A 13,725-nucleotide genomic window follows, 5' to 3' on the forward strand; every position below is an offset into this window, starting at 1 on the left:
TTGTAGTTAACTTCCGGTCAGATTGGACTACCCACTATGACACAGCCAATTGAGGCGAGATGGGTGAGAGATGAAATGTTTTCTTAGAAACCAATAGCATAAAAGGTGACAATTCTGTAACCAGATGCGACAATCCACCTTAAAAGGAGGAATCACAATGGGAGTTACGTTCGCCAAAAGTGTGAAGGTAGGCGCACTTCGATTTAATTTTTCGGGTCGAGGTATTGGTGTCTCGGCTGGTATTCCAGGTCTTCGCATCGGCATTGGACCCCGTGGGGCCTACATAGGTGGGGGTGCTTACGGGTTTCGGTATCGACAATCACTACCGTTGAAGTCCACGCCTAAAAAGCAGTATGGGAACACCGCATCTCCTTCAGTTCCACTGGATAAGCCGATCTCAGAATCGTACACGCCATATGACCCGAATATCGTCTCACAGCAGACGCACGATGATCAGTGCGTGCTACAGCTCAGCGATTGCACAGACCAAACATTACTGTCCATGCTCAATGAGCAAAGGAACAAGTCGTCGACGTGGCCGGTAGCCGCATTTGCCTCTGCCGCCGTTTGGATCGGATTTGTTGCCTCGGCATTACCCTCATTTATTTCGTGGATCGTTTTTTTCATTGGCTGTGCATTCACGTACTGGGTCCATCTCAATGATGTAGCTAAGAAGACCGCGGTTCTGTTCTTTGATCTGGATGATAGAGCTGAAGCGCGATTCGAGAATCTGTGCAATGAAATCCGCAGCTTGTCTGGTGTGAGCAAGTTGCAAGCTATTAAGTCAACGGCACAGTATCTAGATACGCGCTACACAGGCGGCGCCGGCCAAGGGGTATCACTGGTAACAGGTTCTGTGACGTTTGGTGATATGCCCGGTGTGAGCGCGAATGTAGCAATTCCACAGATTTCATCGGATACAACAACTATTGCTTTCTGCCCTGACAGAGTTCTACTGTTCCAAAAAAACGGTGTTGGAGCAGTGGAGTACAAGAACCTGTCCCTTGATGTAGCTGATACAAGATTCCACGAAGACGGCGTCGTTCCTAGGAATGCGACCATCGTAGGCAATACTTGGCGCTTTGTGAACAACAACGGTACACCTGATCGCCGCTTCAAGGACAATAAAGAGATTCCGATATGCCGATATAGCAACCTCCAGGTGGCTACAAGGCAGGGAGGATTAGATGTTCGCTTCCTTGCATCCAAGAGCGGGGCCTTTGATGGCTTGCCAGAGCGAGTTGCCGAAATGGAGATCTAACCACCCTCTGTATGACTGGCCAACCATAGGAGTACTGAGGAAACTCTGCAAAACTCGCAGCCTGCCCCATCGCATAGGATGATCCACTCATGAAGCAAATGAGCCTGGCTACCGGATCCAAGAAATAGTCCAAACGCACGCGCAAGCGTGAGTTCCTCGATGAGATGGATTAGCCGTTCCCTGGCATGAGCTGGTGACGCTCATCGAGTCACACTGACCCTGCCTCGATTTCACGTACAGCAAAAAGTTGATAACTTCAGCTGTATAGAGAATCGAGATGCAAATTAGCAAACTGCCCAGGCGGCGGTACACGGAAGAATTCAAAGTTGAGGCGCCAGGCTGTCCGAATCTGTTAGCGGCCATTACGCGGCGCGCCGATCAGGTGTACCAGTTCCGACGCTAAGTAACTGGTAACTGGACGCGACATTTTGTCGCCGCCGCTAAAAACGTACCTGATATGGACGTTGGGCTCTGCAGCGGTGCCCACGCGCTGGCCTGTGAGCGAGCCGGAGGCCGAAAACAGCCGACTGAGCCGGGAGTCGGCCGGCGCGAAACTGGACGTGGAAATATTGCGAGAAGCGACGGCCAATGCATAAGCGCCGACCGGGTGCGCCAAAGTCTTTAGCGCCAAGCGCTGCCTCCGGTGTACCGCCGGGCGTATGTGATCACCACCGATTCTGATCACCCGCAGCCGGTGCCGCCAACATTCTGCAGCGACGCTTTAACGGCCGGCAGCTTAACCAAGCATCGGCCGGCGACATCTCCTATATAGCGACTGGCGAGGGTTGCCTGTACCTTGCCGTGGTGATGGATCTGGCGAGCCGCAGAATCGTTGGCTGATCGATGTCAGAAGGGATGGATGCAAAACTGGTGTGCCCGGCCTTGCAATTGGCGTACGGGCAGCGCAAGCCAAGGCCGGGACTATTGGTGCATAAAGATCGTGGAAGTCAATATGCAAGCCATGATTACCAGCGCTTGGCGGGCGGCTTTGGCATCGCGATGTCGATGAGCAGACGGGCGAATTGTTGGGATAGCGCGGCCATCGAGAGTTTCTTCAAAACACTCAAAGGCGAGCGGATCTACCAGGTACGCTATGACACCCGGGCTCAGGCACGATTGGACAACGCGGACTGGATCGAGGGCTTTTACAACCGGGTGCGCATGCACACGCCATCGGGTACATGGCCCCCGCCACAAAGGAGCGCAGCCTGTTGGCTGCATGACTTGGTGTACGTGGAACCGAGGCAGGTTGTTCCGTCCACAGATCACTCCTGGCTTGGTCTGCAGGATCTTCGCAAAAGTGTGAGACTGGCTGGATCAACCGTTCTCACTGATTCTGAAAATATCCTCGATCTAAGAGGACACGAATTTGCAAGATCAATAAGAACCTACAGGGCGGGGGGATGCCCAGCCATCAAACCATGGAGTGATGGCTATTGGCACCGAACGACTACCACCACTCCAATATCGTCCAAATACCGACCAAATCCCGCTGCACCGCCCCGCAGCACCCAGGGTTCTTCTGCATAACTCCCTGCCCTGGTCTGACCGCGGATTCGGACGATCCGCTGCGTTGTCTTTCTTGTCAATAGCCGCTACTGACTGCAAAAGACGCCTTGCGTCTCCTCCCGGTCCGCGCCCATCCCATTGCGCGAGGGTTTTGCAGAGGATCCCTAGCATGGACTACGATAGCGGCACTTTCAGCCACCTTCCCCACCAGCCCGTGCAAGCCAGCAACCGACCGTCCAAGATCCAAGATGTAGCCCGCGCTGCGGGCGTGTCTGCGATGACGGTGTCGCGGGCGATCAACCACCCCGAGCGGCTCAACCCGGAGACCTTGCAGCGTGTGCGCGATGCCATCGCCAGCATGCGCTATGTGCCCAATGCGCTGGCCAGCGGGCTGCGGCTGTCGCGGGCGCGGCTGGTGGCGGCCTTGCTGCCGACCTTGGTGGGGCCTGTGTTTCAGGAGCTGATCCAGTCGCTGGACCATGCACTGAACCAGCACGGCTACCAGCTGATGATTGGCCGCACCGGCTATGACGCTGCGCAGGAGGCGGACCTGATCCGGGCCATCATCCAGCGCCGGCCCGATGGCATTGTGATGATCGGCATGGCGGCATCCGAAGAAGGCCGGGCGCTGCTGCAGGCCTCGCGCATTCCGGTGGTGGAGACCTGGGATTTGACCGATTCGGCGATCGACATGCTCGTGGGCTTTTCGCACAGCGCGATTGGCCACGCGGTGGCGGCGCATTTCATCGCCAACGGGCACCGGCAGCTGGGCATGGTGAGCGGCGATGATGCACGTGCCCGGGTGCGCGTGGCCGCCTATGCACAAGCAGCGCAAGCGGCCGGTCTGCCTGAGGTGACGGTCGCCTACACGCCGGCGCCCAGCACCTTGGGTGGCGGGCGGCGAGGATTGGCCGAGATCCTGGCCCAGCGCCCCGAGGTGACTGCCGTTTTCTGCAGCTCGGACACGCTGGCCCTGGGCGCCTTGGTCGAGGCGCAGCACCAGGGCCTGCAGGTGCCGCAACAGCTGGCCGTGGTGGGCCTGGGCGACCAGGAGTTTGCCAAGGACACCGACCCGCCGCTCACCACCGTGCGGCTGGATGGCACGCGCATTGGCCAGCTGGCCGCCGACATGATCGTCGCCCGCACCTTGGACCAGCCGGTGGATGCGCCGCGTGTCGATATTGGCTTTTCCATTACCCAGCGCAGCAGCGGCTAAACAGCTCCCCGACACAATTCTCTGCCCCGCCCCACAGGAAATTTCGGGTAATTACTGATTTCTCAGCCAAAGTTAACGTTAACAATACGGCAAATTCAAATGTTAACGTTAACTATACGAAGCGAACCATCGCTCAGCCAGATTTCAGCAACGCCTTGAAAGCAGGAGACAAACGTGACCACCACCCCCACCACCGGATGGAGAAAAATAGCGGCACTCGTCTGCGCCAGCGCTGCGGCCCTGGCCGCCAGCCCGAGCGCCTGGGCCTGGCCGGACAAGCCGATCACCATCATCGTGCCCTTCCCCGCAGGCGGCGCGACCGACACGGTGGCGCGCGCGATTGGCAACAACCTGGGCCAGCAGTGGGGCCAGTCGGTGGTGGTGGAAAACAAGGCCGGAGCCACCGGCAGCATTGGCGCCGCGCAGGTGGTGCGCGCCCCCGCCGATGGCTATACCTTGCTGGTCTCGTCCTTGGCACCGCTGGTCGTCGCGCCCCATCTGATCAAGGGCCTGCCCTATGACCCGACGCGCGACTTCAGCTACATCACCGTGGCGGTACAAACGGCCAATGTGCTGGTGGTCAACCCCAGTCTGGCGCCCAAGTTCAACAACGTGCAGGACGTCATCGCCATGCTCAAGGCCAAGCCCGACACGGTCAGTTTTGCGACCTCGGGCGCGGGCTCGTCGGACCACTTGACCGCCGAGCTGTTCTGGCAGAAGACGGGCACCAAGGGCCTGCATGTGCCCTACAAGGGCGGCGCGCCGGCCACCGCCGATCTGCTGGGCAGCCAGGTGGACATGTCGTTCCAGAACGTGAACAGCGTGTTCCCGCACATCAAGTCGGGCAAGCTCAAGGCGATTGCGGTGACGGGCAACAAGCGCTCGGCCGTGCTGCCCGATGTGCCGACGATGGCTGAGGCCGGCATCGATGGCATGGACGTCTATGCCTGGCAGGCCTTTGCCGCCCCCAAGAATCTGCCGGCCGATGTCAAGGCCAAGCTCTACGACGGCATTGTCAAAGCGCTGCATGACCCTGCCGTCAGCAAGCAGTTCACCGACATGGGCCTGGAAGTGGTCGGCAACAGCCCCGAGGTCTTCACCGAGTTTCAGCGCAAGGAGTTTGCGCGTTGGAAGCAGGTGATCACCACCGGCCACATCACCGCACAATAAACACGGAACTGCCCCCGCAGCGGGCCAGCCCATCCGCCCGCTGCGCAACTCCCAACTTTTCATCTTTGCCCACCATGCAAGCCACCCCCACCGCCTCCCCCAGCTCCACCCCCCGCATCACCGGCTACCGCGTGGTGCCCGTGGCCGGGCATGACAGCATGCTGCTCAACCTGAGCGGCGCCCATGCGCCGTTCTTCACCCGCAACCTGCTGATCCTGACCGACAGCGAAGGGCACACGGGCGTCGGCGAGGTGCCCGGTGGCGAGAGCATTCGCAACACCCTGGAAGATGCACGCGAGCTGATCCTGGGCCAGCCAGTGGGCCACTACAACGCGATGCTGAACGCGATGCGCAGCAACTTTGCGAACCGCGACAGCGCTGGCCGGGGTCTGCAGACCTTTGACCTGCGCACCACCATCCATGCGGTGACCGCTGCCGAATCGGCCCTGCTGGATTTGCTGGGCCAGCACCTGGGCGTGCCAGTGGCGGCGTTGCTGGGCGAAGGCGTGCAGCGCACCTCGGTGCAGATGCTGGGCTATTTGTTTTACGTGGGTGACCGCAACCTGACCGACCTGCCCTACCAGAGCTTTCCCGACGAGGCCGACGACTGGAAGCGCCTGCGCCATGAAAAAGCCATGGACCCGCAGGCCATCGTGCGGCTGGCCGAAGCCGCCTATGCACGCTATGGCTTTGAAGACTTCAAGCTCAAGGGCGGCGTGCTGCGCGGTGAGGACGAGGTCGAGGCGATCCGCGCGCTGCACGAGCGCTTTCCCAAGGCCCGCATCACCCTGGACCCCAATGGCGGCTGGTTGCTCAAGGATGCAGTACGCATCACACGCGACTTGCACGGCATCCTCGCCTATGCCGAAGACCCCTGCGGTGCCGAAGAAGGTTTCTCCGGCCGCGAGGTGATGGCCGAGTTCCGCCGTGCGACCGGTCTGCCCACGGCGACCAACATGGTCGCCACCGACTGGCGCCAGATGGCGCATTCGCTGTCGCTGCAATCGGTCGATATTCCGCTGGCCGACCCGCATTTCTGGACCCTGTCGGGCTCGGTACGCGTGGCCCAGCTCTGCCAGGCTTTTGGGCTGACCTGGGGCTCGCATTCGAACAACCATTTCGATGTGTCGCTGGCCATGTTCACCCATGTGGGCGCGGCCGCGCCCGGCAAGGTCACCGCCATCGACACGCACTGGATCTGGCAGGACGGCCAGGGCCTCACCAAGCAACCGCTGCAGATCAACGGCGGCTACATCGCGCTGCCGCAAAAGGGCGGCCTGGGCATCGAGCTGGACATGGATGCGGTGGAACGCGCCCACCAGCTCTACCTGCAGCATGGCCTGGGCGCGCGCGATGATGCGATCGCAATGCAGTACCTGGTGCCCAACTGGCGCTTTGACAACAAGCGCCCTTGCATGGTGCGCTAAGCCGCTGCGGCAATCCCCCGTTCGGCAGGCAGCACGGGGGATGCGCCACGGGCATCCGCGCGGGAATCAGGGGTGCCAGTGGCTGGCCCGGACCAGGCTTGCCGAAGGCCCCGCATTGCCTGCCAATTCGTAGGAGATCTGATTGGCGGCCGCGATGACGGTCTTGGACATCTCTTCCAGCTTGTGCTGCGGCAGGCGCGATGCAGGACCGGACACACAGACGGAGCCCAGCAGCCGCCAGTGCTTGCCGAACACCGGCGCAGAAATGGTGGCCACACCCTGCTCGCGCTCGCCAATCGACCAGTGGTAGCCGCGCTGGCGTATGGCTTCGTACAGATCCCCCGGCTCGCCGGAGAACGCCAGAATCACCCGCCCGGGAGAGCCTTTGTCCAACGGCAGGCCCTCGCCCATGCGTGCATGGTGGCGCAAGGCCTGCGGCCCTTCGACCCGCACCAGGCAGGTGCGTACATTGCCTTCGCGCACATAGAAGGCAGCGCTCTCGCCGCTCGCCATCGTCAATGCGCGCAGCGCCGGCTCCAGCACGTTCTGCACATCAAAACCGGCCTGGTAGCGCGCCCCCAGCCAGCCCGCTGCCGGGCCCAGGCGCCAGTCGCCATCGTCGCGCTGCACCAGGTAGCCCGCCTGCGCCAAGGTGCGCGCAATGCGCAGCGCCGTGGTCTTGTGCAGGCCGCAGCGCCGGCTCATCTCGGCCAGTGGCAGATGGGATTCGCCCAACGCAAAGGCGTCTATCAATTGCATGGCACGCAGCACCGCCGTGACGGTGCTGGTGGACGACGCGCCCTCTTCTGGCACGGCCTCGGCGGGAGCCGGTTCAGGCACCGGCGGCGGCGCAGCAACGGGCGCGGTTGGGGCCCTGGAACGGGGGCTTTTGGGGCGCAGAGAAGGGTTGCTCATCATGCAATGTGTTTCATTGGTTGAAACGGCATTGTATCCCTTGAAACTTTTTTTTAAAGTGGCGCACCGATTGGTCATCGAGGCTTTGAACAGGTTTTGAACCAAAAGGAATAAATCAACAGAACGATACGGAGACAAGGTATGACGATCACGACACGAGCGATTTCGATCTCGGCGCGCCTGGGCAGACTGGTGCTGGGTACGGCAGTGCTGGCGGCAGCAACCACCGGCGCCTACGCCCAAAGCAACTACCCGGCCAAGCCGATTCGTTTGCTGGTGCCCTTTCCGCCTGGCGGCGGCACCGACATGATCGCGCGCGCCGTCGCCCAAAAGATCACCGAGAAAAACGGCTGGAGCATCGTCGTCGACAACCGGCCCGGCGCCGGTGGCAACCTGGGGGTGGATGCCGCCGCCAAGGCCGCCCCCGATGGCTACACCCTGGTGATGGGCCAAACCAGCAACCTGGCCATCAACCCGGCGCTGTACAAGAAGCTGCCCTACGACCCGCTGAAGAACCTGACCCCGGTGGCCCTCGTCTCCTCGTCGCCGATCCTGATGGTCAGCGGCGCCGGCACCTCGCTGCATACGATTGCCGAAGTGCTGAAGGCCGCCAAGGCCAAGCCCGATACCGTCACCGTCGGCTACTCCGGCAACGGCACCGTCGCCCACCTGGCCGTCACCCAGGTTGAGCAAGCCGTGGGCATCAAGCTGCGCCATGTCCCCTACAAGGGCATTGCGCAGGCCATCACCGACCTGTCGGGCGGGCAGATCGACCTCTTTGTCGGATCAATCCCCTCGCTCATCGGCCAGGTGCGCAACGACAAGCTCCAGCCGTTGGTGGTCACGTCCAGGCAGCGCTCGGGCGAGCTGCCCTCCACCCCGACGATGGCCGAATCCGGCAGCGCGGGCTTTGAGGCGATCACCTGGTTTGGCATCCTCGCGCCAGCAGGCACGCCCGACGCCGTGGTGCAAAAGCTGAACCAGGCCATCAATGCCGCGCTGGCCGAGCCGGATGTCAAGGAAAAGCTGCGCTCCGAAGGCGGCGACATCCTGGGCGGGAGCTCGGAAGACTTCGGCAAGCTGATGCGCGCCGAAGTACCCCGCTGGGCCAAGATCGTCAAGGACTCGGGCGCCAGCCTGAACTAAGACTGCCGCACAGCCGGTCCGCACCACCGCCCCCTCCACCCTAGCCGCTGAGAGACCGCGCCATGCATTGCGCCAGCTTGGCTGTGCCCGTCCGTTTCTCGGCGGGCAGCCCAGCGCCCTGCCCCCAAGCGCTGGGTGCTCTGCAAAACGCCGGCTCCGCCAACGCAGTGCAGGCCATCCACCACGGAAAGACCCATGCAGCGCCCAGCGCCAGCCCAACCCCTTTTTTCTCCATCCCTCCCAACGGACCCACACCATGAGCCAACTTCCCGACATCATCCGTGACATCGAGCGCGTCAGCGCCGAGGTCGTTGCCAAGGCCGGCAGCTTCCAGGCCGCCATTCTGGCCGACGTGGCCGGCCGCCGCGGCACCATGCATGCGCGGGTTGCACCGGTGCAGCACAACATGCAGGTCGCCGGCCCGGCCTTCACGGTCGAAGTGCGCCCCGGCGACAACCTGATGATCCACGCCGCCATTGCGCTGGCCCAACCCGGCGACGTGCTGGTGATCGATGGCAAGGGCGACCAGACGGCCGCGCTGATGGGCACCTTGATGCTCAGCGCCTGCAAGAAGCGGGGCCTGGCCGGCGTCATCGTCGACGGCGCCATCCGCGACAAGCTCGAAATCCTGGCGCTGGACTTTCCCGTGTTCAGCGCCGGCTTCAACCCCGCCGGCCCCACCAAGTTTGTGCCTGGCCGCATCAACCACCCCATCTCGGCCGGCGGCACCACCGTCAACCCCGGTGACCTGGTCGTCGGCGACGCCGATGGCGTGGTCGTGATCGAGCGCGCCAAGGCGCCTGCGATGCTGGCGCTGGCCGACAAGAAGGTCGCCGATGAAGCCGCCCGCATCGACGCGATTGCCCGTGGCGACACCGCATCGGCATGGCTGCCCGCTGCACTGCGTGCGGCCGGCGTGCTCAAGGAAGGAGAATCGCTGTGAACCCCCGCATCATCGTGACTGGCGCCGATCTGGCGCAGCAAGCGCTGGACCTGCTCGGCGGCTACGAGATCATCTACGCCGGTAAAACGCCGACCGAAGACGACCTGGTCGCACTGGCCAAACAGCATGACCCGGCCGCCATCATCGTGCGCTACGGCAAGGTGGGTGAGGCGGTGATGGATGCGGCGCCGTCGCTCAAGGTGATCTCCAAGCACGGCAGCGGCACCGACACCATCGACAAAGTCGCGGCCAAGGCGCGCGGCATTGAAGTCGTAGCCGCCGTGGGCGCCAATGCTGCGGCCGTGGCCGAGCAGGCCTTGGCGCTGCTGCTGGCCTGTGCCAAGTCGGTCGTCGCGCTGGATGCCCGCATGCATGCCGGCCACTGGGACAAGGCCACGCACAAGAGCCTGGAGCTGGGTGGCCGCACCGTCGGCCTCGTGGGGCTGGGCGCCATCGGCCTGCGCTTTGCCAAGATGGCCGATGCGCTGGGCATGCGCGTGATCGGCTTTGACCCCTTTGCGAAGAACCTGCCGGCCTATGTGCAGAGCGTGGACCTGGACACGATCTGGCGCGAGGCCGATGCGATCTCGCTGCACTGCCCGCTGACCGACGAGAACCGGGGCATGCTCAACGCCACCACGTTGGCGCAGTGCAAGCGTGGCGTCATCGTCGTCAACACCGCACGCGGTGGCCTGATCGACGAGGCCGCCTTGCTCGATGCCGTGCGCGCCGGCCAGGTAATGGCTGCCGGCCTGGACAGCTTTGCGGTGGAGCCGATGGTCGCCGGCCACCCGTTCCAGCGCGAGCCGCACTTTATCCTCAGCCCCCACATCGGCGGTGTGACCAGCGATGCCTACGTGAACATGGGCGTGGGCGCGGCGCAGAACCTGCTGGCGGTGCTGGCCAAGGCGCCAGCCACCGCCTGAAGCGCTGGCGGGAGCACGGGCAAGCCAGCGTTGTTTGCCCGTGCTGCAAATCGGGCCGGGCATGGTCCCGGTCCACACACACCAAGAGGCTGCAAGCATGCGGCCCGCTACCGAACCCCTGAGCCACACAGGAGACAACCATGAAGCAGGTTTTTAACCGCCGCTGGCCGATGGCGCTAGCGACCCAGGCGCTGGCGGCCGCCGCCTTCACTGCAGGCATTGCCGCTGCGCTGCCCGCCCAGGCGCAGAGCCCCTGGCCCGACAAGCCCATCAAGCTCGTCGTGCCCTACCCGCCCGGCGGCAATGCCGACAACACTGCGCGTCTGCTGGCCACGCAGCTGGGCAACCGGCTGGGCCAACAGGTAATAGTAGACAACCGCCCCGGCGGCAGCGGCACCATTGGCGCGGCGGCCGTGGCCAAGTCTGCGCCCGATGGCTATACGCTGCTGCTCGATGCGACGGCCTTTACCGTCAACCCCAGCCTGTTCGCCAAACTGCCCTACCAGCCGGCCAGGGATTTCGCACCCATCTCGCTGATCAACCAGGTGCCCTTGCTGCTGGTGGTGCCGGCCAACTCGGCACTGCATTCGGTGGCCGACCTGGGCCGCGCCGCACAAGCCGCACCGGGCAAGCTCAGCTATGCCTCGGCCGGCAACGGCGGCGCGCAGCATCTGGCCGCCGAGCTGTACAAGCAAGGCGCCAAGCTGGAGATGACACATATCCCCTATCGCGGCGGCGCACCGGCGCTGACCGACCTGATCGGCGGCCAGGTGGATGTGATGTTCAGCGCCACCACGGCCAGCGGCCCCTTTGTCAAAGGCGGCAAACTGCGCGCGCTGGCGATCACCTCGGCCCAGCGCAGCGAAGGCTGGGAGCCAGTGCCGACGATGGCCGAATCCGGCCTGGCCGGTTTTGAGGTGAACGAGTGGAACGGCCTGTTCGCCCCTGCTGGCACGCCCCAACCGGTGCTGCAGCGGCTGGAGGCCGAAACCCGCGCCATCGTGGCCAGCCCCGAGATGCAGAAACGCTTTGCCGAACTGGGGGTACAAGGCGTAGGCTCCAGCGCGCAGGCATTCACGAGCTTTGTGCAGGCCGAGACCGCCAAATGGGCCGGTGTGGTCCGCGCCAGTGGCATTCGCATGGATTGAGAAAGAGACAAGCACATGTTCAATAAGAGAAATCTGCCCGCACTGGCGCTGCCTACGCTGGTGGTAGCGGCAGCGCTGGCGGCCGGCGCCAGCTTTGCGCAAACCCCTGCCTACCCGGCCAAGCCGGTGCGGCTGGTGGTGGGTTTTGCGGCCGGCGGCCCCACCGATGTGGTGGCCCGCGCCTTTGCCGACTACGCAGGCCGCAACTTGGGCCAGCCTTTTGTGGTGGACAACAAGCCTGGCGCCAACACCATCCTGGCCGCGCAAGCGGTGGCCAGTGCGCCGGCCGATGGCTATACCTTGCTGTTTGCTGCGACCAACCACACGATGATTCCGGGCCTATACAGCGGCCGGGTCAAGTTTGATGCGGTCCAGTCGTTCCTGCCGCTGTGCACCGTCAGCACCAGCCCGACGGTGTTGGTGGTGCAGCCGGGCTTGCCGGTCAAGAGCCTCGCCGATTACATGGCCCGCGCCCGCAAGGAGCCCGGCCGCACGACGGCCGGCACCGCCGGCATGGGCAGCTCCGGCCACTTTGCGACCGAGATGTTTGCCCGCGCCAATGGCCTGCAACTGAACCATGTGCCTTACAAGGGCGCCGCCCCGGTGGTGACCGATCTGATGGGCGGGCAGCTCGACAGCTCGTTTGCGACCCTGGGCTCGGTGCTGCCGCAGATCAAGAGTGGCAAGCTGACCGCGCTGGCTGTGGCATCGCCCAAGCGGTCTTCGCTGCTGCCCGATGTGCCCACCTTTGCCGAGGCCGGTGGCGGCAAGTATGCAGCCGATGTCTGGTACGGCGTGATGGCGCCTGCCGGCCTGCCCGCCGCCATTGCCCAGCAGCTGGAAAAAGCCGCCCGCGACTTTGCCGGCAACGCCGCCACGGTGGAGAAGCTGCACAGCCTGGGCCTGGATGCCGACTCGATCTGCGGCCAGGCCTTTGGCAGCCAGATGGCGCGCGAAGTGACGACCTATACCCAGATTGCCCGTGACCTGAACCTCAAAGCCGATTGACCCAGACCTCGCACCCCAGACATACCTAGACCCCTTCAGGAGACAACATGCCCCGCTTTATCCAACCGCTGATCGCCGCTTGCGCACTGGCCGCCACGATGGCGCATGCCGCCTTCCCCGAGCGCCCGATCACCATCGTCGTGCCCTACGCGCCGGGCGGCGCAGCCGATGCGGTGGCCCGCGTGCTGGCCACCCGCATGGGCGCCAAGCTGGGCACCAGCGTGATCGTCGAGAACAAGGCCGGCGCCAGCGGCACCATTGGCGCGAGCTTTGTGGCCAAGGCCAAGGCCGATGGCTACACCATGCTCTATGACGCGACGCCCTACTCGGTCAACCCGCATCTGTTTGCCAAGATGCCCTACGCCGCCAATGCGTTGCAACCGCTGTCGCTGGTGCTGCTGGCGCCCAATGCGCTGGTGGTGAAGACAGAGTCGCCGCTGAAGAACGTCAACGACCTGATCGCCAAGGCCAAGGCCGAACCGGGCAGGATCAACTTTGCATCGGGCGGCAGCGGCACGGTGCAGCGCCTGGCGGCCGAGCTGTTCCGCCAGAAGCTGGGCCTGGACATGGTGCATGTGCCCTACAAGAGTGGTGGCCCGGCGATTGCCGATGTGATGGGCGGGCAGGTGGACTTCATGTTCGCCACCGTGGCCGCCTCCTCCCCATTGGTGAGCGGTGGCAAGCTGCGTGCGCTGGCCGTCTCTTCGCCCCAGCGCTCGGCCCGCCTGCCCGATGTGCCCACGGTGGCCGAGACCGTCATCCCCGGCTACGAAGCCTATGAATGGAATGGCGTGCTGCTGCCCGCTGGTACGCCAGACGCCATCTCCCAGCAACTGCACCAGGCGGTTGCCGAGGTGTTGAAGGAGCCTGAGGTGCAGCAGCGCCTGGCAGACCTGGGCGCGCAGCCCGTAGGCTCGACGCCGGCAGAGTTCAGCGCCTTTCTGAAAAAGGAAGATGCCAAATGGGGCGAGGTGGTGAAAAAAGGCAATATCAAACTCGATTAAGCCAGCCCACTGGCTGCTGCTGCAGCGGCCAGCCCGCCTTCATGAAACGCCT

12 protein-coding genes and 2 pseudogenes are annotated in these 13,725 nt (G+C 63.5%); 13 read left to right on the forward strand and 1 reads right to left on the reverse strand.

Annotated elements, in window-relative coordinates; genetic code table 11:
• Positions 1-157: 157 nt before the first annotated feature.
• From ACCQ08_RS00535 to gudD, 6 genes and pseudogenes are all read left to right on the forward strand, one after another.
• Positions 158-304, forward strand: a pseudogene (locus ACCQ08_RS00535) (DUF4236 domain-containing protein); the annotation flags it as partial.
• Positions 305-502: 198 nt separating this feature from the next.
• Positions 503-1,261 carry a hypothetical protein gene (locus tag ACCQ08_RS00540; protein WP_373448840.1) on the forward strand — a complete coding sequence of 253 codons (759 nt, stop codon included), beginning with the start codon at positions 503-505 and terminating at the stop codon, positions 1,259-1,261.
• Positions 1,262-1,538: 277 nt separating this feature from the next.
• Positions 1,539-2,484, forward strand: a pseudogene (locus ACCQ08_RS00545) (IS3 family transposase).
• Positions 2,485-2,939: 455 nt separating this feature from the next.
• Positions 2,940-3,986 (forward strand): LacI family DNA-binding transcriptional regulator, encoded by a 1,047-nt coding sequence (locus tag ACCQ08_RS00550; protein WP_312463063.1) that lies wholly within the window; start codon positions 2,940-2,942, stop codon positions 3,984-3,986.
• 207 nt (positions 3,987-4,193) lie between these two features.
• A complete protein-coding gene (locus ACCQ08_RS00555) occupies positions 4,194-5,156 on the forward strand; it encodes a Bug family tripartite tricarboxylate transporter substrate binding protein (RefSeq protein WP_373448826.1) in 963 nt (320 codons plus the stop codon).
• A 74-nt stretch (positions 5,157-5,230) separates the two neighbouring features.
• Positions 5,231-6,583 (forward strand): glucarate dehydratase, encoded by a 1,353-nt coding sequence (gene gudD, locus ACCQ08_RS00560; protein ID WP_312834608.1) that lies wholly within the window; start codon positions 5,231-5,233, stop codon positions 6,581-6,583.
• A gap of 66 nt (positions 6,584-6,649) precedes the next feature.
• Here gudD and ACCQ08_RS00565 read toward each other — a convergent pair whose 3' ends face one another.
• Positions 6,650-7,342, reverse strand: coding sequence for an IclR family transcriptional regulator (locus ACCQ08_RS00565; protein ID WP_239812667.1), 693 nt, complete (start codon positions 7,340-7,342; stop codon positions 6,650-6,652).
• Between ACCQ08_RS00565 and ACCQ08_RS00570 the strand changes: the two genes are divergently transcribed.
• The 7 genes from ACCQ08_RS00570 (at position 7,341) to ACCQ08_RS00600 (ending at position 13,673) form a co-directional block, all read left to right on the forward strand.
• Positions 7,341-7,598, forward strand: coding sequence for a hypothetical protein (locus ACCQ08_RS00570; RefSeq protein ID WP_373448556.1), 258 nt, complete (start codon positions 7,341-7,343; stop codon positions 7,596-7,598). The genes ACCQ08_RS00565 and ACCQ08_RS00570 overlap by 2 nt on opposite strands.
• Before the next feature lie 41 nt (positions 7,599-7,639).
• Entirely contained in the window at positions 7,640-8,644 is a 1,005-nt protein-coding gene (locus ACCQ08_RS00575; protein WP_373448557.1) for a Bug family tripartite tricarboxylate transporter substrate binding protein, read from the forward strand.
• Between the two features lie 256 nt (positions 8,645-8,900).
• Positions 8,901-9,587: an RraA family protein gene (locus tag ACCQ08_RS00580; protein ID WP_373448558.1), complete on the forward strand. Its 687-nt coding sequence runs from the start codon at positions 8,901-8,903 to the stop codon at positions 9,585-9,587.
• Entirely contained in the window at positions 9,584-10,513 is a 930-nt protein-coding gene (locus ACCQ08_RS00585) for an NAD(P)-dependent oxidoreductase (protein ID WP_373448559.1), read from the forward strand. Before ACCQ08_RS00580 ends, ACCQ08_RS00585 begins: the two co-directional genes overlap by 4 nt.
• Positions 10,514-10,653: 140 nt before the next feature.
• Positions 10,654-11,661, forward strand: coding sequence for a tripartite tricarboxylate transporter substrate binding protein (locus ACCQ08_RS00590; protein ID WP_373448560.1), 1,008 nt, complete (start codon positions 10,654-10,656; stop codon positions 11,659-11,661).
• Positions 11,662-11,676: 15 nt separating this feature from the next.
• Entirely contained in the window at positions 11,677-12,669 is a 993-nt protein-coding gene (locus ACCQ08_RS00595; RefSeq protein ID WP_373448561.1) for a Bug family tripartite tricarboxylate transporter substrate binding protein, read from the forward strand.
• A gap of 47 nt (positions 12,670-12,716) precedes the next feature.
• Positions 12,717-13,673: a tripartite tricarboxylate transporter substrate binding protein gene (locus tag ACCQ08_RS00600; RefSeq protein ID WP_373448562.1), complete on the forward strand. Its 957-nt coding sequence runs from the start codon at positions 12,717-12,719 to the stop codon at positions 13,671-13,673.
• Positions 13,674-13,725: the final 52 nt, after the last annotated feature.

The sequence above is a fragment of the Comamonas sp. SY3 genome (assembly GCF_041730275.1).
Taxonomy (GTDB): domain Bacteria; phylum Pseudomonadota; class Gammaproteobacteria; order Burkholderiales; family Burkholderiaceae_C; genus Comamonas; species Comamonas sediminis.